The sequence below is a fragment of the Bacillus sp. A01H genome (assembly GCF_045277205.1).
In the GTDB taxonomy this organism is placed as follows: Bacteria; Bacillota; Bacilli; order Bacillales; family Bacillaceae_G; genus Bacillus_A; species Bacillus_A paranthracis.
In genome coordinates, this window is sequence record NZ_CP117702.1 from 4,804,268 (window position 1) to 4,825,349 (window position 21,082).

A 21,082-nucleotide genomic window follows, 5' to 3' on the forward strand; every position below is an offset into this window, starting at 1 on the left:
AAATTTAACCCTTCCTTACTCTACTGGAGAAAACGGCTCGCAACTATCGACAAACCTTACAGAAATCTTACATTATTGTCATATAACAAAATAAAACCAGGTCATATTGCGACCTGGTCTACTCTGATTGTTTCGATCTTTGAGGTTGTCCTTTTTTACTGTTACGCTGTTTCACTTGAACAACTGGATCAAGCTCATTCGAAAACTCAGCGTTATGTCCATTTTGCGTTTTTTGCTCTGGGTTATTTTGATCTGAACGTTTCGCCATTACATTCACTCCTTATTAGTGCGGTGTAATAATCATTTGATGTTGCAACTGGCGAATTGCCATACGCGCTCTATTTAATTGCTCACGTTGCTCATCATTCGCATGTTGTTGCATCGTTTGTAAATCGTTATACGCTTGTTCTAATTGTAACTGCGCATCCGAATACTCCATCGTATTGTAATGCTCTTGTCTCATGCCTTGGTCTAATTGTTCTTTCGCATATTCCACCGCTTGTTCCGCTTGTGTAATATACGATTCAAGTGATTGACGCTCTGCCATAATTGTCCCTCCTTGCTTCAATTCCCCTTTAGTGTGTCCCTTCCATATGAACCTTATGAGTATGTTATAATGGATTTTGTTTCATTTTGATCGGCTTAGGAGGGAAAGTAATGAAGGTTCAAAACCCTTTTCCATATACAAACGACAATAAACGTTATCATACATGGAATTACCATTTACGAAATGAATTTGGTGGAAAAATCTTTAAAGTTTCATTAGATGCTGGCTTCGATTGTCCGAACCGTGACGGTACAGTTGCTTATGGCGGTTGTACATTTTGCAGTGCTGCTGGATCTGGTGACTTCGCTGGCGATCGCCGCGATGATGTTATAACGCAATATCATGAAATGAAAGAAAAAATGCACTCAAAGTGGAAAGATGGAAAATGTATCGCTTATTTTCAGGCTTACACAAATACACATGCACCACTTGAAGTATTAAAAGAAAAATTCGAACCGCTTCTAGCTGAAAAAGACGTTGTCGGTCTTTCTATCGCAACTCGTCCAGATTGTTTACCAGACGATGTCGTTGCATATTTAGCGGACTTAAATAAACGCACATACCTTTGGGTTGAACTCGGATTACAAACTGTTCATGAACGTACTGCAAACCTTATTAACCGCGCTCACGATTATCCTTCTTACGTTGAAGGCGTAAATAAATTACGTAAGCATGGTATTCGAGTTTGCTCTCATATTATTAACGGTCTTCCTCTTGAAGATTACGACATGATGATGGAAACAGCTCGTGAAGTAGCGAAGCTTGACGTACAAGGAATTAAAATTCATTTACTTCACTTATTAAAAGGAACGCCAATGGTGAAGCAATATGAAAAAGGACAACTCGAGTTCCTTTCTCTTGAGGATTACGTAAGTCTCGTTGTTGATCAACTTGAAATCATTCCAGAGGACGTAATTGTGCACCGCATCACAGGTGACGGTCCACCTGATTTAATGATTGGTCCAATGTGGAGCTTAAATAAATGGGAAGTATTAAATTCCATCGATGCAGAATTTGTACGCCGCGGAAGCTGGCAAGGAAAATATGCAAATGAGGAGAAACAAAAATGAAATTAGAACGTGTATTACCGTTTGCTCGCACTCTCTTGCAAACGGCAGTAAAAGAAGGCGATTACGCTGTAGATGCAACTTTAGGAAACGGGCATGACACATGCTTTCTAGCTGAAATCGTTGGCGATAACGGAAAAGTATTTGGATTTGATATTCAAAAAGAGGCAATTGAAAGCTCAACAACTCGTCTAAAAGAAAAAGAACTTTTCGAACGTACTGTTTTAGTTCACGATAGTCACGATACACTTCTATCCGTATTACCAGAAGATGCAAAAGGTAAAGTAACAGGCGCAATTTTCAACTTAGGTTACCTGCCAGGCGGAGACAAGCATATCGTTACAAAACCGAACTCAACAATCTCAGCAATCGAACAATTATTAGAAGTAATGGCACCTGAAGGTATCATCGTCCTTGTTATTTACCACGGACATCCAGAAGGACAAGTAGAACGGGACGCTGTTCTCAAATTTGCCGAAGAATTAGACCAAAAACAAGCACACGTACTGCGCTACGGCTTCATTAACCAACAAAATAACCCGCCATTTATTGTGGCGATTGAGAAGCGATAAATATATCGACGATTTTTCAATTATATCTATCGTAACTTAAAATATATCAACGATTTTTTCGATATATCGACGATTCGACACACTATATCGACTTATCGACAAAACATAACAAAAAAAGACGTGCACTCACTGCACGTCTTTTTGTTATTCTCCTATATAATGGATATATACACTGTATAGGAGGATAGAACTTTGCTAGTAGAACTAAGGGGAATTCAAAAGAAGTATGGCAAATCACTTATACTAGACAACATTGATTTATCCATTCCAGAAGGAGAAGCACTCGCCATTGTTGGCGGGAACGGGACTGGAAAAAGTACTCTACTCAAAATAATTGCAGGCTTTATTTCACATACGGCAGGGACAATTCAAAGGAAAGAACATATACAAATCGGTTATGTACCTGAACATTTTCCTGAAGGGATTCGTTTTACATTAGAGGATTATCTATTTCATCTCGGCCGCATTCACGGTTTATCAACAAAATATGTAAAAGATAAAATTCCGCTGCTTCTTGAAAGGTTTCATTTACTTCATGCAAGACATTCCGTTATACGAAACTTTTCAAAAGGTATGAAACAAAAAACCGGTATTATGCAAGCATTACTTACGGACGTCCATTTATTAATTTTAGACGAACCGCTTTCTGGACTCGATCCGAACTCTCAGCAAGAATTAGAACATATTTTACTCTCATTAAAACAACAAGGTATATCTATACTCTTCACATGTCACGAAAAACAGCTACTAGAAAACTTCGCCGATAGAATTGTGACGTTAGCAAATCATACAATCACAGAAAATATCTCTGCACAAAAAGGAGCAGAACAAGTCTATATTGAAGCAATTGTTCACGAAACATTTTCAGCGATAGAACTACAAAAACAATCCGGTTTTATACACGTTGCACACAATTCAAATCAAAACCTTATTCAATTACAAATCGAAAAAGAATATACAAACGAAATGCTTCAGTTTTTATTGCATAAAAAAGCATCTATCACACTGCTACAACCTAACTTTTAAATCGAAAGAAGGTTTATTATGTTTGCTCTTATTCGTTACCATTTTCTCGACTATACAAAATCGTATAAGTACGTCCCTCCTATTGCGATGTACTTCATGAGCTTACTTTTTGTATATGCATATAAACCGACTCCTATTGTACCGACATATTTAGAAACAGCAATTGCGCTTTATTTATTATCTGCCTGGATTACGGTCACAATTTTTCATACGGAAGATCCTGTACAAGAACAAATTACGATTTCTCACACAAATAATATTTCCGCACTATATGTAGGGAAATATATTACAGCTCTTCTCATTTGTACTGTTTTATCTTTTATATCCGTAATCTACCCAATTATTTTGCAAATGTTTAATGAAAAAATGACAGTTTCTTTATTTTTAGTCGGATTTCTCGCTCATATGTCTTTCTCTATACTTGGAATTTCAATCGCATCTTTATTTACTAGAAATATGATTCCAAAAGCAAGCACCGCTTGGCTTAGTCTTACATTTATATTGCTTATAACGATTGCATCTATCCGGTTTAAAAAAGAGTTACTATGGTTTTTACCACCTGTCGAAAGCTTTCTAATGCTTGGACAATACAAATATAATATACTGACTCACACGCTATGGCTCACAGCTTGGGCTATCGTATATTCATTTTTATTATTTACCTTATTTCTTTTTATCGTTCGCAAAAAACGTTTTTAATTACATATTGAAGGAGACAAAACAATGATCGGAATACTAGCAGGAATGGGGCCAAAATCAACTGGACCATTCGTTGATACAGTTGTAGCAGAGTGCCAAACAATATACGGAGCAAAGCATGACATGGACTTTCCTCATATGATGATCTATTCGTGCCCAACACCGTTTTACATGGATCGCCCTATTGATCATGAAGCGATGAAAAAAGCGATTATTGAAGGAGCACAAAAACTCGAGAGTACTGGCGCAAGCTTTATCGCTATGCCGTGCAATACAGCGCATCTTTATTTTGAAGAATTACAGCAATCTCTTTCTATTCCTATTTTGAATATAGTTGATGAAACGTTAAAAGCGATTCCTGAAACTGCAAAAAGAGTCGCTCTTCTCGCAACAGAAGCAACTGTTCAAGCTGGTATTTACCAAGATGGGATTGCAAAGCGTAATATAGAGTACATTCATCATGAAAAATGGCAGGATATGATTAATCAAATTATTACTTATATTAAAAGTGGAAAAGTTGAAGAAGCTCGCGAATTGTGGAATGCGCTCGTTTTACAATTGAGAGAGGAAGTTGATACTGCAATTATTGCATGTACTGATTTGAATGTGGTGGCGATTGAGGATTTTGTTGATTCCTCTCAATGTCTTGCGAAAGCGGTTGTTAGGATGTATGTAGAAAATATAAGGGGGTCCAAATGAATATACCTTTTGAAATGGGATACACATTTGATGAAAATCTTAGAGAAAAGCCTATATCCCTTGCTGAAATGAAGCAGGGGATTTTATTTTTGAAAGAGCATTTACATGAAAGATCGTTATATGGAAAAAACTGCGGATTAATCGGTGTTTATGAACGAATCGCTGGCAACCTTTCTGACAGTAAGTATTACTTACAGGAAGCCATTGAATATTACACACAAACAGACAACATCCAAGGGATTTTTATTAACAAACTTCGTCTCGCACATACATATCATTGGGAAAGCAATTTTTCTGCTGCAAATACAATCTTTGCCGAACTTCTACAAACACTACCAGACTTACCCGCTTATGAAGATTTTTTCTACCAACATTACGGAAAAAGCAAATTAGATGAGGGTGACTTCCAAACCGCCCTTACTTGTTTTCAAAAAGCGCTTCAAATTAGGCTACAAAAAGGAGATGAAGAGCTAATTCATTCAACTAAGCTTTGCATTGCGTATTGTATGTCTCGCTGATAAAAATCCCCAAAACTTTTAACTTTCTTCACAATTCTTTCAAAGTAATCACACTTAATCTCGCTATATTAAATAAGTAGTTATTCATATAGGGAAGGTTAGGGGAACTAAGAGCATGAAAGTAAATCGTTCGCTTCATTACATTTTTTGGCGTTGGCATTTTTATGCTGGGCTTTTTATTACGCCGCTTCTTATTACGTTGTCACTGAGCGGAATTGGGTATTTATTTCGGGAAGAGGTTGAGGATTTCATCTATAAAGATTTATATTTTGGGAAGAGTGCTCAAACAGAATCTATTTCGATGGCTGATTCTATTTCCTTAACAGAGAAAAAATATCCACATTATAGTGTGGCGAAAATTAGTGAGTTTAATGGGGATTATAATACGAGACTTACGATTGCAAATGAGTATACTGGGCAACAAAAATATGTGTATTTAGATAGTAATAATCAAATTGTTGGGGATCAAAACGCAAGTGAAACGTTTGCCAATATCATGAGGGAATTACATAGTTCTCTTTTAGTTGGTGGCACTGTCGTTAACTATACGGTAGAACTTGCGGCATGTTGGACAATCTTTTTAATTGTAACTGGGTTGTACATGAGTATACGCCAATTCAAAAATACACCGGCATCCAATAAGCGAGAAAAAGCAAAACGACGTCATTCTATTATCGGTATTATATTTACAATTCCTCTCGTTTTGTTAGTTGCATCTGGGTTGCCATGGTCAGGATTTATGGGTAACCAAATTTATAAAATTGCATCGTCAAATGAATCACTCGGATATCCAAAATTGTATATGGCACCTCCTGAATCGAAGGTAAAAGAATTGCCGTGGGCAACTAGAAAAGAAGCACCTCCTGAATCGAATTCGAATGAGCCAAAAGCAATTTCTGTCGATGAATTGCGAAACGGAATTAAAATAAAGAAACCATATGTTATTTCACTACCAGCTGATCCAAAAGGTGTGTTCACTGTTTCGAAATCGAGCGGTTCTGGTATTACAGGTATGCATGTTGCACCAAATGAAGAAATAACAGCTTATTTTGATCAATATAGCGGAGAGCTCATTTCCAAAACGGACTATCGTGATTATGGATTACTTGCGCAATGGTTCACTTACGGTATCCCGCTTCACGAAGGTCATTTATTCGGATGGCCAAATAAAATATTATGCTTACTAACGACATTATCTTTATTACTTCTTATTTATTACGGAATAAAAATGTGGTTAGCAAGAAAGCCGAAAGGAAAATTAGCAGCACCGCCAAAGCAAAGAGATAAGAAAAGCATAATCGTTTTCTTTATCATGATGGTTATACTAGGCGCTGTCATGCCTTTATTCGGACTATCTGTTTTAGCTATTTTTGTGATTGAACTTCTTATATATGTATTTTCAAAAATACGCTCATAGTAAAAAAGCATTTGTACTACCGTGTACAAATGCTTTTTTATTTACTATTTTCTTTTTTTCTACCGCTTATTAAAAAGACAATATCTACTATAATAATCAATACAATAATAACTTGAGCTACATAATCCATCGTTGTAGGACCACCGGCTTTATTCATCATCATATACATTCCAGTTACAAATGAAATGGAGAGTAGCACGAGTAATGTTATTTCAATATGGTTATACAGCTTTTGAAACAATTGCTTCATTTCTGTCACCATCTTTACCATATTATAACAAAAAAACCACTCTACATGAGTGGTTTTCTTTATCACTGCGCCGTTTTCTTTCGGTACATCTTCCCGTTCCAATAGAAGAATCGTGAAGTGAGACCACCGTATTTTACAATGCGCCTTGCCATTTTGTGCATATTCTTTTGTGCTGATACTTTTTGGTCTGATAAATAAATACCAAGTAATCCGCGGCTTATGAGACGATGAAACTTCGCATGAGGCAAATCACCAATGCTCTTCTCTGCTTCTTCTACAAAATGTTTCATACGATCTAATATCACTTGCTCGTTTTCATAATAACTACAGAAATTCAAATCCCCGCCGATGCGGTCTTCTTCTTGATCAATGAAATAATCAAGTAAGATATGAAGTCCTTGTACGTAAGGAAAATATCCTTGTCTAATTTTCGCAATATCTTCATCATGTAATTCATCATGAAAGGCATATGCGACAAGACAGAAGATTCCAAGCGTAGAACCGGCACATGCTGAAAATTCAAACCAACTCATCTCCGGTAAGTTTTCTTTATGTGCTTCAAACCATGTTTGTAATCTTGGTTCTCTTTCTTCTAATTTCACATGTTTATGAATTTGCAGATCACAATAATAACAAGCAAGTTCATGAAGAATAGGAGCAATTTTGTCATAGTGCTTCGTTTTCTTTAAAACATCTTGGCATGTTTCAACAAGTTCATCTAAATAACCACCATCATCTTGATCATCACGATAGCGATAATAATTACCGCCACCTTCTACTTCAGGTGATAATGCCATTAACATAGATTCATGCAGTGCGGCAAAATCATTCGGATCAAGTGATGTACTGCGATCACATAAATTATCTAAGTAGTCACTAATCGTTTGATATGCGACGATAAAACGAATACATTCCTCACGGTGTTCATTTGCTAATAGTGCTAAAATGCCACCGCCTTCGCAATGAAACGTTTTATGCTCAATACTTGCGATTGCCTGACTATGAAGCTCATCATTCGGAATATGGTAGGCACGCTCTTTCCACATCGCTAGCTCATGGTGTACAACCGGAAACACATCACGGTATACTTTCGCCATGAGCGTTATGGGATTACTCGGTACGTTCACTTCTTCCTTCATCTCCTCTATTCAATGTACAAATAATTTACTTATTTGTTTCTATTATGTTATTGATGCGTATTTCAGTAAATGACTGAATATAATTCAAAATTTCATCACGCTCATACTCATTTAATAACTCATGATAACAATTCGGCCATTCTTTAAAAGCCTTATCACTTATTTTAACATTATTAAACCAAGTGCGGACACGTGTTTTATCTACAAGTTTATCCTCACATGCTTGCATTAGCAAGAGCGGAACATCTGGAAAATCATCTATTTTTTTATGAGCGATTTCAATAGACTTAATCAATTCACTATACCAACGTACTGATACTTTGCGCAAGAACAATGAATCGTTCTCCATCGCATCTCTCACTTCATGATTACGCGTTGACATTTCCACTGTAAGATTCGTTGCAAATTGTAACTTCGGAGCGATAATATTTAATATTTTTGAGGCAGCTTGAAGCGGTGCAGAAGGTCCAGCTAATACACCTAAACATGGCGAACTTAAAATAATGCCGTCTACATCTTCTCTCTTCGTCTCTTGCATCATACGAATGACGATAAGACCACCCATACTATGACCAAATAGAAAAATAGGTAATCGATACTTTCTTGCCTCTTTCACCCATAATTTAACTTCCTCTATGTATTCATCAAACGAATCAATATGTCCTCTATTTCTTGAAGTCGTTCCATGTGACGGAAGGTCCCCCATCACGACGTGATAGCCGATATGATTCCACATTTCCGCAACAGCTTCATAACGTCCGTGATATTCCATTGCGCCGTGCACAATAACGATGACAGCCTTTGCTTGCTCAGCTTCATAATTCCACATACGGCTCTCCTCCATTTCACTCTTTCTCATAATTTGATACACTGAAACTAGTCTCTAGGAAAGGAAGGCTTTACATGATATATCCTTACAAAGAAAAAAATCCGAAAATTGCGAGTAGTGCTTTTATCGCTGACTACGTAACCATTACTGGTGATGTGACAATTGGCGAGGAATCAAGTATTTGGTTTAATACAGTCATACGTGGTGATGTGTCACCGACAATTATTGGAGACCGAGTAAATGTACAAGACCAATGTACACTCCACCAAAGCCCGCAATATCCTCTTATTTTAGAAGATGACGTAACAATTGGGCATCAAGTGATTTTACATAGCTGCCATATTAAGAAAGATGCTTTAATTGGAATGGGATCTATTATATTAGATGGTGCTGAAATTGGCGAAGGAGCCTTTATCGGTGCTGGAAGCCTCGTTTCACAAGGAAAGAAAATCCCGCCGAATACATTAGCTTTCGGTCGTCCAGCGAAAGTCGTTCGTGAGTTAACAGAAGAAGACCGTAAAGACATGGAGCGAATTCGCACGCAATACGTTGAAAAAGGCCAATATTATAAATCACTACAAAAATGATTTTACAGCTGCCATAATACTGGCAGTTTTTTTATATAAAATCTAACTTTTTCTTTACAAAACATTATTACTCCCTCAACAAAATCTTATTAAAATAAAAGCTAATATCTCCATATATATGTAGATGAGGGAGGAGAATTTTCATGAAGGTCAGTGGATTATATAAAATAGAATGTTACATTTTCAGAGGAATTAACCGCTACTTTGATCAAAAAACGTTAAATCTCTTTTTCAGCAATATTACTCATATCGGTGGCGCGACTTTCTCTATCGCACTCACACTGTTCTTTTTAATTTTCGCAAGTGGAACTTTGCATCAAGCTGCAATTGCAACTGCTATTTCGCTAGCAATTAGCCATATTCCTGTGCAAATATTAAAAAGATGGTATCCACGAAAACGTCCTTATTTAACAATTCAGGATGCAAAATATCCAGTCCATCCATTACAAGACCACTCTTTCCCGTCTGGTCATACAACAGCCGTTTTCTCTGTCTTTATTCCATTTATTTGCTATAATCCAAGCTTACTTATTTTCCTATTACCGTTAGCATTATGCGTCGGTATTTCTCGCATTTATTTAGGGCTTCACTATCCATCTGATGTATTCGTCGGTATGTGTCTCGGCACTTGCTCTGGCATCATCTCTTTTTATCAATTCATCCCACTTTTCACATAAAGGAGTGATATGATGAGAGTCGCCATTTTTACCGATACTTTTACGCCACAAGTGAACGGGGTTGCGAAAACGTTAGAGCGGTTAACACGATATTTTCAGAAAGAAAAAATCGCCTATTCTGTTTTCGCCCCTCAGCATACAGCTGAAGATAATTTCGTAGCGAATGTGAACAAGATGAGAAGTATCCCGTTAACAATATTATATCCAGAATGTCGCTTTTCTTTTCCTACTCCGCGCATTAAGCGAGAACTTCTTTCCTTTAAACCTGACATAATTCACATTGCTACACCTTTCAACATGGGACTTTGTGGATTGTATTATGCGAAAAAGTTAAACATCCCAGTTGTCGGTTCTTATCATACTGATTTCGATGCTTATTTGCGCTATTACAAAATCGAATTTCTCTCCAATATGCTTTGGAACTATTTAAAATGGTTTCATAGTCATATGCAAAAAAATTTTGTCCCTTCTCCTGAAACATTACATCAATTAAAACATAAAGGCTTTCAGGCCCTCTCTATTTGGGGACGGGGTGTAGATTGCACACTCTTTCATCCAGCTTACAATACAGAAGTATTCCGGAAAAAATATAATATTACAGCGAAGTATGTCCTTTCCTATGTTGGACGGATTGCTCCTGAGAAAGATATTGATACGTTGCAAAATCTTATCGTTAAATCAGCGCATACTCGAAACGATATTCATTGGCTTATAGCAGGAGACGGTCCTCTAGCAACAAGTCTTCGTGAAGCTGTTCCGAAAACAAATGTCACGTTTACTGGCTATTTACAAGGCGGGGATTTAGCTGAAGCATATGCTTGTTCTAACATGATGGTATTTCCATCAGCCACTGAAACATTCGGAAATGTTGTACTTGAATCGCTTGCATGCGGCACACCTGTCATCGGTGCAAATAGTGGCGGGGTTAAAAATATTATTACAGATGGAAAAACGGGAGTTCTTTGCCCGTCAAAAAATGAGGACGCATTTCTATCATCCATTTATTTTTTATTGCAAAATGAAGAAAAATTGGAGCAGATGGGAGTAGCAGCTTTATCTTATGCGAAATCAAAAAGCTGGGATGAGATCTTTCGTGGCTTGCTTAACGAATATGAAGAAGTCCTTCAGCATAACGAATCAGAGTTGCTTGCTTAAATAGAAAAACTCCCTTCAAAAAACGAAGGGAGTTTATTATACAATTGTAAAATTTACTTAAATAAAGTGAAACTTTAATCAGTGGGGGTTTTCTTCATCCCCCACTGATTATCAGCCCTCACCAATCGGACTTTTATGGGCAGTTGATCCCCCACCTAACTTCTTTGCTTTTCCTGAATGTTGAGGTGGGGATCTTACTGCCCATTAAAGTCGGATAAATGATACACAAGGTGAAATATTATATTATTTCTATATTCATTATAACAAAAACAAACATAAACAAATAGACTTGTAATAAAAACCCATAAAAATTAATATATGGTTATACAGTATTTTAACTGTATAGTGATTTTAAGAATTCCCCTTAAAATCAACTTACTCACATACCTTTATACAGTAATTGTTCCCCAATTTCTGTATACAAAAAAACCTTTCATTCATTTGAAAGGTCTTTTTGAACCTGCACATATTCTTCTTTCGTATTCACATTTATAAACCAATCCGCATTTGCTTGTATATCTTCACCAGCAATATATTTCACATTACATTGTGATAAAAGCTGACCCATACTTCTTTTTTCTTCTTGAAGCAAAGTATAAATCTTTTCTTTCACGCGGTTATGGTACGCTGCAAGTAGCGGTTGTTTCCTTCCATTAATAATAGGTACAACTGCATCATACTCATTGCTTGTTTGCTCCAGTAAAATGGTAAACCATTCATGCGAAACATTTGGCGCATCGCAAGGCATAATAGCGTACCAATCTGCTTCTATGTATTCCATTCCTGATACAATTCCAGCAAGTGGCCCGTTCCCTTTATAGTGCGGAATATCTTCGATAACAGGAACTTGTACGAGTTTCTCTACTCGCTCTTTTATATCAGAATGACTAATGACTACAACTTCTTGGAGCGTGCTTGTCATCACTTTCAAAATATGCTCAATAAACGTACTCCCTTGCCAACTCGCTAACGCTTTCGGCTCACCGAATCTACTCGACATACCACCTGCTAATACAATTCCAGCATACTTACTCATTGGCGATGCAACTCAAATGTAATATGACCTAATTCTGGTAAAATTAATTTATTCATCGCAAGGCGAACCGCTCCGCTAGATCCTGGCATCGAGAAGACTACTTTGCGCCCAATTGTGCCGCCGATCGCTCTACTTAACATTGCGCTGCTTCCGATATCTTCTAAATAACTAATCATGCGGAACAACTCACCAAATCCAACAATTTCTTTATGTAATAACGCTGATACTGCTTCAATCGTCACATCGCGTTTCGTAATGCCAGTACCGCCATTTGTTAATACAACATCAACATCTTCCCTATGATAACCAGCTAACACTGCTTGCTGAATACTTTCTTTATCATCTTTCACAATTTCATAAGAAGTCACTGTATGGCCTGCTTCTTTTAACAATGTATGTAATAGTTGCCCGCTCTTATCTGTCTCTTCTGTACGTGTATCGGAAATCGTTACAATCTTGCAGCGCACTTCTTTTGGCGCTTGTTTTTTATGTTCGGTTACGCTCATTTTTTCATCTTTCCTTTCTTAAAGACTTTTCTTCATTTTATCATACATATCTTTACACAATTATGTATGAAGCCAACAATGCGCCATGATACAATATAAGTATAAAAAACCACAAAAAGGAAAGTGCACTTTCTTATACTCCTTAGACTACACACCTTTAGCTACTCTTTATATTTTCTACATACATAGAATTCAATTTTAAAACTTGTACTAAAAAATAAATTGGAGGTCTATCTATTATGGAACTATACAAAAAATTAACAACAACATTCATCCTCTTATTTATCGCTTCCATCACTGTCGGCTTTTCTCTAAAAGGCGCAATTCCATACGCTACATTAGTAAGTATTATATGCGCCACGCTATTTTTATTAAGCAGTGCATTTTGTGCGGGCAAAGCACGTCAAATGAAAGGTTGATTTCACATGTTTCAAAAAAAGCCAACTGTTTGTAAATCATGCCAAAAAGAAATGCAAACATATGAAAAAGCATGGATTCATATGCCGCTTCCGGCAAATGGCATGACGAATATGAAAAAGTATATTGAGCTAGATGGAGAAGTATATTGCAAATCATGCATTCAAATTGTAAATAAAACGAAATAAAAAAAGCTTTGCGCTCACCGCGCAAAGCTTTTTTTCATATATTATAGACCAGCTTGCTCTTTTAAAGCTGCAGCTTTGTCTGTACGTTCCCATGATAGATCTACATCAGTACGTCCGAAGTGGCCGTAAGCTGCTGTTTGTTTGTAAATTGGGCGACGTAAGTCTAGCATTTTAATAATACCAGCTGGGCGAAGATCGAAGTTGTTACGAACTAGTTCTACTAATACGTCTTCAGATACTTTACCAGTGCCGAATGTATCAACTGAAATTGATACTGGTTGTGCTACACCGATTGCGTATGCAAGTTGTACTTCTGCTTTCTCAGCAAGACCAGCTGCTACGATGTTTTTCGCAACATAACGAGCTGCATATGCTGCAGAACGGTCAACTTTCGTTGCATCTTTACCAGAGAATGCACCGCCACCATGGCGAGCGTATCCACCGTAAGTATCAACGATGATTTTACGTCCTGTTAAACCAGCATCACCTTGTGGTCCACCAATTACGAAGCGGCCAGTTGGGTTAATGAAGAATTTTGTTTCTCCATCGATTAATTCTGCTGGTACTACAGCTTTAATTACGTGCTCTTTTAAATCGCGATCGATTTCTTCCCATGTAACATCTGGGTGATGTTGTGTAGAAATTACGATAGTATCAACACGTACTGGTTTACCATTTTCATCATACTCAACTGTAACTTGCGTTTTTCCATCCGGACGTAGGTATGATAATGTATCATTTTTACGTACTTCAGTTAAACGGCGAGCTAATTTGTGAGCAAGCGAGATTGGAAGTGGCATTAACTCTTGTGTTTCATTACATGCGAAACCAAACATTAAACCTTGGTCTCCTGCACCAATTGCCTCAATCTCAGCGTCAGTCATTTGACCTTCGCGTGCTTCTAGCGCTTGGTCAACACCCATAGCGATGTCAGCAGATTGCTCATCGATAGATGTTAAAACTGCACAAGTTTCTGCATCGAATCCATATTTTGCGCGTGTGTAACCAATGCCTTGAATTGTTTCACGAACGATTTTTGGAATATCTACGTAAGTAGAAGTCGTAATTTCCCCCGCTACCAATACTAAACCAGTTGTTACAGTTGTTTCACAAGCTACACGTGCATTTGCGTCTTTTGATAAGATCGCATCTAAAATTGAATCAGAAATTTGGTCACAAATTTTATCTGGATGTCCTTCAGTTACAGACTCAGATGTGAACAGATGACGTTTTTTTGTCATGTGGTAAACCTCCCTACAGTAATTGTATATATTGTACGGAACTCATCCTTAATTTGCCACAGATTGCGACATACATTTATTCTCCCACACAAGCATACAGAAAAACCTTTCCTACATAATAGAGAGGAAAGGTTTAATTTGCTACTTGCATACTGCTTTTTGCCCTTCGCTCTTATCGTTCGAGACCTGTAGCCTCGCACAGGTTTTAGCACCTATTCACTTGTGTTTACCAATACAAGTGAGGTTGCTGGGCTTCATCGGGCCTGTCCCTCCGCCAGCTCGGGATAAGAGAGTATCCGTCCCAACCTATACTAAAGAAATGATATTCATTTGTCAATTAATATTCACATTTTCGTGAAAGTTTTTCTCAATGCGCCTAAAATGAAATATTAATAAGGAAATAATGTATTCACACAAACAAAAAGAAATAAATAGTATACATTATTTATATAATTGTGTTATACTCTTGTTGGGGATTACGAGAAATATTTCATTAAATGAAAAGGATGGTATATAAATATGAGTACTGTGAATGTCCAAATTGGTTTACACGAATTATTGAACGGAAGCAATGCACAGATTCAACTAAGTGTTCCGCAATTAGTGGAAAAAGTATTAATGCGAAATGAAGGGAAATTAACTTCGACTGGTGCCGTTTCTGCTTCAACTGGAAAATATACAGGACGTTCTCCTAAAGATAAATTTATTGTGAAAGAAGCATCGGTTGCTGACAAAATTGCTTGGGGAGCAGTGAACCAACCGATTTCTGAAGAACATTTTAATAAATTATATACGAAAGTTTTAGAATACTTAAAAGAGAAAGAAGAGTTATTCGTCTTCAAAGGATTTGCAGGCGCTGACCGCAATTACCGCCTACCAATTCAAGTTATTAATGAATATGCATGGCACAATTTATTTGTACATCAACTATTCATTCGTCCAACTGAAGAAGAATTAACAACTCATGAATCAGAGTTCACAATTGTTTCTGCACCGAATTTCAAAGCTGATCCAGCTGTTGACGGTACAAACTCTGAAGCATTCATTATGGTTTCATTCGAAAAACGTATCGTACTAATTGGTGGTACAGAATACGCTGGAGAAATGAAAAAATCAATCTTCTCTATTATGAACTTCTTATTACCTGAACAAGATATCCTTTCTATGCATTGCTCTGCAAACGTAGGTGAAGAAGGCGATGTAGCATTATTCTTCGGTTTATCTGGAACAGGTAAAACAACATTATCTGCTGATCCAAACCGTAAATTAATCGGTGATGATGAGCACGGTTGGTCTGATAACGGTGTATTCAATATTGAAGGCGGTTGCTACGCGAAATGTGTAAACCTTTCTCACGAGAAAGAACCACAAATTTTCGATGCAATCACATTTGGATCTGTTTTAGAAAACGTTATCATTAATGACCAAACGCGTATCGCAGACTATAACGATACTACTTTAACAGAAAATACTCGTGCTGCATACCCTATGCATGCGATTGACAATATCGTACTGCCAAGTGTTGCAGGACACCCAAATACAATTATCTTCTTAACTGCTGATGCATCTGGCGTATTGCCTCCAATCAGTAAGTTATCAAAAGAACAAGCTATGTATCACTTCTTAAGTGGTTACACTAGTAAACTAGCAGGAACAGAGCGCGGTGTTACATCTCCGCAAGCAACATTCTCAACTTGCTTCGGTTCACCATTCTTACCACTTGATGCATCTCGCTATGCTGAAATGCTTGGTGAAAAAATTGAGAAACACGATGCGAAAGTATTCTTAGTAAACACTGGCTGGACTGGTGGCGAATACGGCGTTGGTAAACGTATGAACTTAGGTTACACTCGTGCAATGATTCAAGCAGCATTAAGCGGTGAACTTGCGAAAACTGAAACAGCTAAACATGACATCTTCGGTCTTGAAGTTCCACTTCACGTACCAGGTGTACCTGACGAAGTGTTAATGCCTGAACAAACTTGGGCTGATAAAGCTGCTTATAAAGCAAAAGCAATCGAACTTGCAAATGAATTCAAAGCTAACTTCAAAAAGTTCGACAGCGTATCTGAAGACATTATTAACTTAGGCGGCCCAATCGCTTAAGCGCAAACTTTCTGTTGGAATAACCCTTTACTCATATGAATAAGTGTCGTGTAACCGTAAAGTTTCGCGTACTCACCGACAAAACCCAATGCGGCTTAACGGTTACACACACTTACATAAAAAAGAAGCTTACGTTTTTTACGTAAGCTTCTTTCTATATCTTATATAAAGTAAAACGTTACTCTCTTCATCTGTGACTTCGTTTGTTAATTTACAGAATTTTCACTTTATATTTACTTATTTTTAGTTTTTCATGATATAATTTACATATATAGGAAGGGGTGAAACCTATGAAAAATTTTTCTCGTACAGGAAAAATTTTATTCAGTTATGGAGCGATTCAAATGTTTTGGGGACTTGTAATGCTTAACGTTAATTTATTTGAGCATACAAGTGAAACGATAAAATATATTATTCTAATTACCGGAATAGTTTTTTGTATTATATCCAACTTTTTTAAAGAACATAAAAGTCATACTAATACGTAATTTCATGTTAACTTATCGGAAGCAAAAACCTGTATTTTATGCAATGTTTCGCTTCCTGTTGTACTATTCATCGCTGGATTCCTTATTCTAGGGTAAATTCATTTTTACACATACAACTTACGGATTCGAACATATAAATTACATCCCTCTAGTTTCACAACGTATGGAGCTAAAAAAGGATTTAAACGCTTCTATCCCTCGCTAGATCCTCTATTCCATCTAAAAAGAGGCTTTTTATCTTTTTGTTAGTTCCTTTTCATCTTTCATACTATAATAACCTAAGTTCACAACGATTAAAAAATAACCGCCCATAATCCCTACTGCAAATGCCCACATTACCATATGGTGCTCAATTTCGTACATAATAATAGCGCCTAAAATAGCAGCCGCAAAACGATTAAACATACCGAGCGTCGGCGCTTTCGTTTTCTTTACGATACTATCTCCAAGCTTCTCAATTCGTCTCCCTAAAAGCCAAACGCAATACATACTTACGATAAGTCCAATTCCTGCACCTAAAAAATGTGCTGAAAACGGTGTTACCATCCAGCCTAGTAAAAGAATACCTAGTATATAATACGATTGAATTTTAAACGACCTTAATGACATACTAATCATGCTGTTCTCCTCTTCAGTAATTTTTATCTATCCAACAAGAAATTTTTTTCAAGTTTATACTGCTTACATTCATTTCACTCAAATTAAAAACAACATAAACGGTATGTTTATGTTGTTTAAATATTTTTAGAAAATAATATTATACAAGATTTCAAAGATCATACCCTCATAATTTGTGACGTTTTTTCAAACATTTTTCGTCCATTTATGAAAAAAATGATATCAATCTATGAACATACGGATATGATGTAATAAGTACACAAATAAAGGGGGCGTCTAATGATTTATTTTTTAATGGCTCTCATTCACCTCATTATCCCTGCACTTATTGGACTTTCATTGTATTGGTACACGAAGAACCATAGTATTTTCTACGCTGTCCTCGGTGTCCTTCTTCCGGGTATTATTCTTATTACACTCTTCCGTATTCCATTTTTAAACTTAATTCCACTTATTACTGCGATCTTATTTCTCATCTTCTTACCAAAAATAAAAAAATAGGAAAGCAGATCATAGGTGATCTGTTTTCCTATTTTGATATAGGTTCCCCCGCAGTAGAATGCACTTTTACTTTCTCCGATTTCACAAACCATAAACCGAAGAAAATAATAATTCCACCGATTATTTGTTGAAATGATACGTATTCATTTGCCCATACAGCTGCAAATAAAACAGCTACAAGTGGCGTTATATACATATATACCATCGTATGTGATGCTCCAATTTTTTGAACACCAACATACCACATTACTAAACCAAATACTGTTACAAAGAAAATAGAATATAGTAAAGCGAATAGTGTTATTCCATGTGTAATATGAAATGGCATTATAAATACGTATGGTCCACTTAAAAGCAAGAGTGGAATCGCGCCAACTAGTGCTGACCATGCGGTAACACGTAGCGCTGAATATTTTTTAATTAATGGACCAGCTAAAACAGGATAAAGCCCCCAACATATTGATGTAATGAGTCCAATCCCATTCCCGTAAAAAGAACTAGCCAGTGAATGCCCTGCTACTAAAACTAAGGCTGCACCACAAAAGGCAATAATCGAACCGATAAGCTTTCGAGAAGAAAACTTTTCTTGTTTTAAGATAATCGCAAATACAGTTGTAAAAATAGGTGAAATAGAAATGAGTAAAGAGGCATTTGTAGCGGATGTATATTTAACAGTTTCCATAAATAACGTTTGATACAGTACAATACCTACAACGCTAACGATGATTAATCTAGGTATATCTTTTCTCTCCATATAAACCGACTTTTCAATAAAAAATGTAAGGAGTAACATAAGCGGTGCCGCCGATATCATCCGAAGTGCAGTAAACTCAATTGCTGTAAATTCTAAAAGTCCATATTTCGCAATCGTAAAATTAATCCCCCAAATAATAACGACTGCTAAAATTAATAACTCAATTCCCCATCTTCTCATGCGTATCCCCTCCGCAAATAAGATTATACAGAAAATTCAATCACATGTACATTTCATTATGTGAAAAAATCTTTTTATTGTATGAAACGTTTTGGGGCATGAAATTATATCAGCGATTTTCTGAATATATCAGCGCAACTCTGATTATATCGGCGATTTTCAAAATATATCGGCGCAACTCGAATTATATCAGCGATTTTTTAAATATATCGACTTATCAACAAAAAACGACAAGAATAGCGACGTATACAATAAAAAAGGTGGTTCCAAAATACATTTTGGAACCACCTTTTCTTTACTACACTCGAACGTGTAACTTCATATTTGGATTATAAAATTGGCTCGGGCTCTTCAGCTGAAACGTCCCTCCACCTTCATGCCAATCAACTGTTAATTTATCATCCATAAATACAAGTTTTGTGCGATCTGCGATAAAATTCATTGTGCTAGATTCGATATCCACATCGCGCTCATCTTTTTCTGCTACAGCTACTAAATCGATAATTCCGCTCATTACACAACCGCAACCTTCATTATCGTAAAATAACTTTATATATTTCGCTTCATTTGGAATCGTATCCATAATCTTTTTATATGCTGCTTCTGTTACAGTAACGTACATACTCTAATCTTCATCCTCTCTTCTCGTATCCTTCATATATTGTACCACCATTTTTCTTTAAAAATATATACAGAAAATTACGAACAATATACAATGTATGTAGTAAAGGAGGTTGTATCACTCATGCTCAAATTACTGCGATACCCCATCTTCCTAGGTCTACTCGGTAGCTTTTTTATTTCTAGCGGTATGATATTACAACATATACTTCCTTATTCTCCTTCTATTGGTTGGATTTTAGGTTTTATTTGTTTCCTAACCGCTTCTTATTTCGCTGTGAAGAACAAAAACATCTAATTAGTTCAAGGAGGATAACATAACATGCCAGCTTTAAAAGAAATAGAACAATCACTCAATCATTTGTTCCAAATCAAAAAATATGGAAAAGATAGTGCCTTTAGTCGATTTATCCCATCTGTATATGATCCTATCCACTTTCCATGGCAACAATTTTTCGAAACCAATTTTGTAGAGCTATTTAACGGTCTTATGATACGAGGAGCTGAAACTGTAAATAAAGTATTTTTAGCTGTTTTTCCTACAAATGACGTTCTTGAAACATTCATTTCACAGTCCACATCTGGTGATTTACTTTTTATGCACCACCCACTTGTAATGGAATGCGGTGATCCGCTTGGAAAATCAGGTCGTGGTTTTATTCCAATACCTGAAAAATATTTGCAAGCGATAAAAGAAAAACAACTTTCTATATATACATGTCACGGACCAATGGATATTCATCAAACGCATGGAACGAGCATTTCAATTGCAAAATCTTTACATGCTCATGTAGTTGACGGCTTTGCATATGAAGGTCCAGAACAAGAGCCAGTTGGCCTTATTTGTGAAATGGATGAAACATCCACAGAAGCACTCCAAAAACGTCTAAAAAATCTCTTCCATATTCCTTATACAGACTTCGAAGGTAAACAACATGATTCTATCAAAAAAATTGCAATTATTGCAGGATGTGGTGATGTCGTGTCTCTCATGAAAGAAGCAGAAGCAAAAGGTGCTGAAGCATATATTACTGGGGAAATCCATTGCCATATCGACAATGATTACGGTAAACAGAAATACTCGCTCATTATGGATTACGTAAAAGAAACGAATATGTCACTCATCGGTGTATCACACTCTGCCTCTGAATATTTAGTGAAAGAAACATTGATGTATAATTGGTTTAAAGAAAATTTTGAAGTGGATGTTACTTTGATTCCACAGGAAAAATGGTGGTTATAAA

General features: G+C 36.6%; 27 protein-coding genes and 1 riboswitch. Of the genes, 16 read left to right on the forward strand and 11 right to left on the reverse strand.

Annotated features, from left to right (window positions below):
• Positions 1-118 precede the first annotated feature (118 nt).
• Both PSR14_RS25480 and PSR14_RS25485 read right to left on the reverse strand, forming a co-directional pair.
• Entirely contained in the window at positions 119-268 is a 150-nt protein-coding gene (locus PSR14_RS25480; RefSeq protein ID WP_001129345.1) for a hypothetical protein, read from the reverse strand.
• 15 nt (positions 269-283) lie between these two features.
• Entirely contained in the window at positions 284-547 is a 264-nt protein-coding gene (locus tag PSR14_RS25485; protein WP_000840869.1) for a YtzC family protein, read from the reverse strand.
• A 110-nt stretch (positions 548-657) separates the two neighbouring features.
• On the opposite strand from PSR14_RS25485, the gene PSR14_RS25490 reads away from it, so the two are divergent.
• The 7 genes from PSR14_RS25490 to PSR14_RS25520 all read left to right on the forward strand — a co-directional run bounded on the left by PSR14_RS25490 (position 658) and on the right by PSR14_RS25520 (position 6,545).
• Positions 658-1,617: a TIGR01212 family radical SAM protein gene (locus tag PSR14_RS25490; RefSeq protein ID WP_000868043.1), complete on the forward strand. Its 960-nt coding sequence runs from the start codon at positions 658-660 to the stop codon at positions 1,615-1,617.
• The gene (locus tag PSR14_RS25495) at positions 1,614-2,186 is read left to right on the forward strand and encodes a class I SAM-dependent methyltransferase (RefSeq protein ID WP_000764489.1); all 573 of its coding nucleotides are present in this window, start codon (positions 1,614-1,616) and stop codon (positions 2,184-2,186) included. The genes PSR14_RS25490 and PSR14_RS25495 overlap by 4 nt, the downstream gene beginning before the upstream one ends.
• A 192-nt stretch (positions 2,187-2,378) precedes the next feature.
• On the forward strand, positions 2,379-3,212 hold the full coding sequence (locus tag PSR14_RS25500; protein ID WP_061185185.1) for an ABC transporter ATP-binding protein: 834 nt from the start codon (positions 2,379-2,381) through the stop codon (positions 3,210-3,212).
• An 18-nt stretch (positions 3,213-3,230) separates the two neighbouring features.
• Complete coding sequence (locus PSR14_RS25505; protein ID WP_076855876.1) at positions 3,231-3,911, forward strand: ABC transporter permease; 681 nt, start codon at positions 3,231-3,233, stop codon at positions 3,909-3,911.
• 24 nt (positions 3,912-3,935) lie between these two features.
• Entirely contained in the window at positions 3,936-4,610 is a 675-nt protein-coding gene (locus tag PSR14_RS25510) for an aspartate/glutamate racemase family protein (protein WP_000579312.1), read from the forward strand.
• The gene (locus tag PSR14_RS25515) at positions 4,607-5,128 is read left to right on the forward strand and encodes a hypothetical protein (RefSeq protein ID WP_076867793.1); all 522 of its coding nucleotides are present in this window, start codon (positions 4,607-4,609) and stop codon (positions 5,126-5,128) included. The genes PSR14_RS25510 and PSR14_RS25515 overlap by 4 nt, the downstream gene beginning before the upstream one ends.
• 115 nt (positions 5,129-5,243) lie before the next feature.
• Entirely contained in the window at positions 5,244-6,545 is a 1,302-nt protein-coding gene (locus PSR14_RS25520) for a PepSY domain-containing protein (protein ID WP_000867806.1), read from the forward strand.
• Between the two features lie 37 nt (positions 6,546-6,582).
• On the opposite strand, the gene PSR14_RS25525 is transcribed toward PSR14_RS25520, so the two are convergent.
• The 3 genes from PSR14_RS25525 to PSR14_RS25535 all read right to left on the reverse strand — a co-directional run bounded on the left by PSR14_RS25525 (position 6,583) and on the right by PSR14_RS25535 (position 8,763).
• On the reverse strand, positions 6,583-6,795 hold the full coding sequence (locus PSR14_RS25525) for a hypothetical protein (protein WP_046198233.1): 213 nt from the start codon (positions 6,793-6,795) through the stop codon (positions 6,583-6,585).
• A 62-nt stretch (positions 6,796-6,857) separates the two neighbouring features.
• On the reverse strand, positions 6,858-7,922 hold the full coding sequence (locus PSR14_RS25530) for a tetraprenyl-beta-curcumene synthase family protein (protein WP_001102457.1): 1,065 nt from the start codon (positions 7,920-7,922) through the stop codon (positions 6,858-6,860).
• A 37-nt stretch (positions 7,923-7,959) separates the two neighbouring features.
• Entirely contained in the window at positions 7,960-8,763 is an 804-nt protein-coding gene (locus PSR14_RS25535; protein WP_000267442.1) for an alpha/beta hydrolase, read from the reverse strand.
• Between the two features lie 74 nt (positions 8,764-8,837).
• Here PSR14_RS25535 and PSR14_RS25540 point away from each other — a divergent pair, with 74 nt between their 5' ends.
• From PSR14_RS25540 to PSR14_RS25550, 3 genes are all read left to right on the forward strand, one after another.
• The gene (locus PSR14_RS25540) at positions 8,838-9,350 is read left to right on the forward strand and encodes a gamma carbonic anhydrase family protein (RefSeq protein ID WP_000640211.1); all 513 of its coding nucleotides are present in this window, start codon (positions 8,838-8,840) and stop codon (positions 9,348-9,350) included.
• A gap of 143 nt (positions 9,351-9,493) precedes the next feature.
• Positions 9,494-10,027, forward strand: a complete 534-nt coding sequence (locus PSR14_RS25545) for a phosphatase PAP2 family protein (RefSeq protein WP_000868600.1) — start codon at positions 9,494-9,496, stop codon at positions 10,025-10,027.
• Positions 10,028-10,039: 12 nt separating this feature from the next.
• Entirely contained in the window at positions 10,040-11,182 is a 1,143-nt protein-coding gene (locus tag PSR14_RS25550; protein ID WP_061185183.1) for a glycosyltransferase family 1 protein, read from the forward strand.
• 433 nt (positions 11,183-11,615) lie between these two features.
• Here the strand turns inward: PSR14_RS25550 and PSR14_RS25555 are convergent, their stop codons facing one another.
• Positions 11,616-12,218 (reverse strand): molybdenum cofactor guanylyltransferase, encoded by a 603-nt coding sequence (locus tag PSR14_RS25555; protein WP_098487230.1) that lies wholly within the window; start codon positions 12,216-12,218, stop codon positions 11,616-11,618.
• Positions 12,215-12,724, reverse strand: coding sequence for a molybdenum cofactor biosynthesis protein B (locus PSR14_RS25560; protein ID WP_000117140.1), 510 nt, complete (start codon positions 12,722-12,724; stop codon positions 12,215-12,217). The genes PSR14_RS25555 and PSR14_RS25560 overlap by 4 nt, the downstream gene beginning before the upstream one ends.
• Before the next feature lie 239 nt (positions 12,725-12,963).
• Here PSR14_RS25560 and PSR14_RS25565 point away from each other — a divergent pair, with 239 nt between their 5' ends.
• Both PSR14_RS25565 and PSR14_RS25570 read left to right on the forward strand, forming a co-directional pair.
• Complete coding sequence (locus tag PSR14_RS25565; RefSeq protein WP_000424795.1) at positions 12,964-13,143, forward strand: hypothetical protein; 180 nt, start codon at positions 12,964-12,966, stop codon at positions 13,141-13,143.
• Positions 13,144-13,149: 6 nt separating this feature from the next.
• Positions 13,150-13,329, forward strand: coding sequence for a hypothetical protein (locus PSR14_RS25570; RefSeq protein WP_061185182.1), 180 nt, complete (start codon positions 13,150-13,152; stop codon positions 13,327-13,329).
• 41 nt (positions 13,330-13,370) lie between these two features.
• On the opposite strand, the gene metK is transcribed toward PSR14_RS25570, so the two are convergent.
• Positions 13,371-14,570: a methionine adenosyltransferase gene (gene metK / locus PSR14_RS25575; protein ID WP_000163125.1), complete on the reverse strand. Its 1,200-nt coding sequence runs from the start codon at positions 14,568-14,570 to the stop codon at positions 13,371-13,373.
• Between the two features lie 169 nt (positions 14,571-14,739).
• Positions 14,740-14,861: riboswitch (SAM riboswitch) on the reverse strand.
• 228 nt (positions 14,862-15,089) lie between these two features.
• On the opposite strand from metK, the gene pckA reads away from it, so the two are divergent.
• Together pckA and PSR14_RS25585 are read left to right on the forward strand one after the other, a co-directional pair.
• Positions 15,090-16,676, forward strand: a complete 1,587-nt coding sequence (gene pckA, locus PSR14_RS25580; protein WP_000108804.1) for a phosphoenolpyruvate carboxykinase (ATP) — start codon at positions 15,090-15,092, stop codon at positions 16,674-16,676.
• A 290-nt stretch (positions 16,677-16,966) separates the two neighbouring features.
• A complete protein-coding gene (locus PSR14_RS25585) occupies positions 16,967-17,164 on the forward strand; it encodes a hypothetical protein (RefSeq protein WP_000788116.1) in 198 nt (65 codons plus the stop codon).
• 234 nt (positions 17,165-17,398) lie between these two features.
• Here PSR14_RS25585 and PSR14_RS25590 read toward each other — a convergent pair whose 3' ends face one another.
• On the reverse strand, positions 17,399-17,782 hold the full coding sequence (locus PSR14_RS25590) for an ATP synthase subunit I (RefSeq protein ID WP_000624930.1): 384 nt from the start codon (positions 17,780-17,782) through the stop codon (positions 17,399-17,401).
• A 279-nt stretch (positions 17,783-18,061) separates the two neighbouring features.
• Between PSR14_RS25590 and PSR14_RS25595 the strand changes: the two genes are divergently transcribed.
• Complete coding sequence (locus tag PSR14_RS25595) at positions 18,062-18,283, forward strand: hypothetical protein (RefSeq protein ID WP_000639042.1); 222 nt, start codon at positions 18,062-18,064, stop codon at positions 18,281-18,283.
• 28 nt (positions 18,284-18,311) lie between these two features.
• Here the strand turns inward: PSR14_RS25595 and PSR14_RS25600 are convergent, their stop codons facing one another.
• Both PSR14_RS25600 and PSR14_RS25605 read right to left on the reverse strand, forming a co-directional pair.
• Positions 18,312-19,217 (reverse strand): DMT family transporter, encoded by a 906-nt coding sequence (locus PSR14_RS25600; protein ID WP_001255398.1) that lies wholly within the window; start codon positions 19,215-19,217, stop codon positions 18,312-18,314.
• 298 nt (positions 19,218-19,515) lie between these two features.
• The gene (locus PSR14_RS25605; protein WP_000289565.1) at positions 19,516-19,839 is read right to left on the reverse strand and encodes an iron-sulfur cluster biosynthesis family protein; all 324 of its coding nucleotides are present in this window, start codon (positions 19,837-19,839) and stop codon (positions 19,516-19,518) included.
• 321 nt (positions 19,840-20,160) lie between these two features.
• Between PSR14_RS25605 and PSR14_RS25610 the strand changes: the two genes are divergently transcribed.
• Positions 20,161-21,081: a Nif3-like dinuclear metal center hexameric protein gene (locus PSR14_RS25610; RefSeq protein ID WP_086405136.1), complete on the forward strand. Its 921-nt coding sequence runs from the start codon at positions 20,161-20,163 to the stop codon at positions 21,079-21,081.
• Position 21,082: the final 1 nt, after the last annotated feature.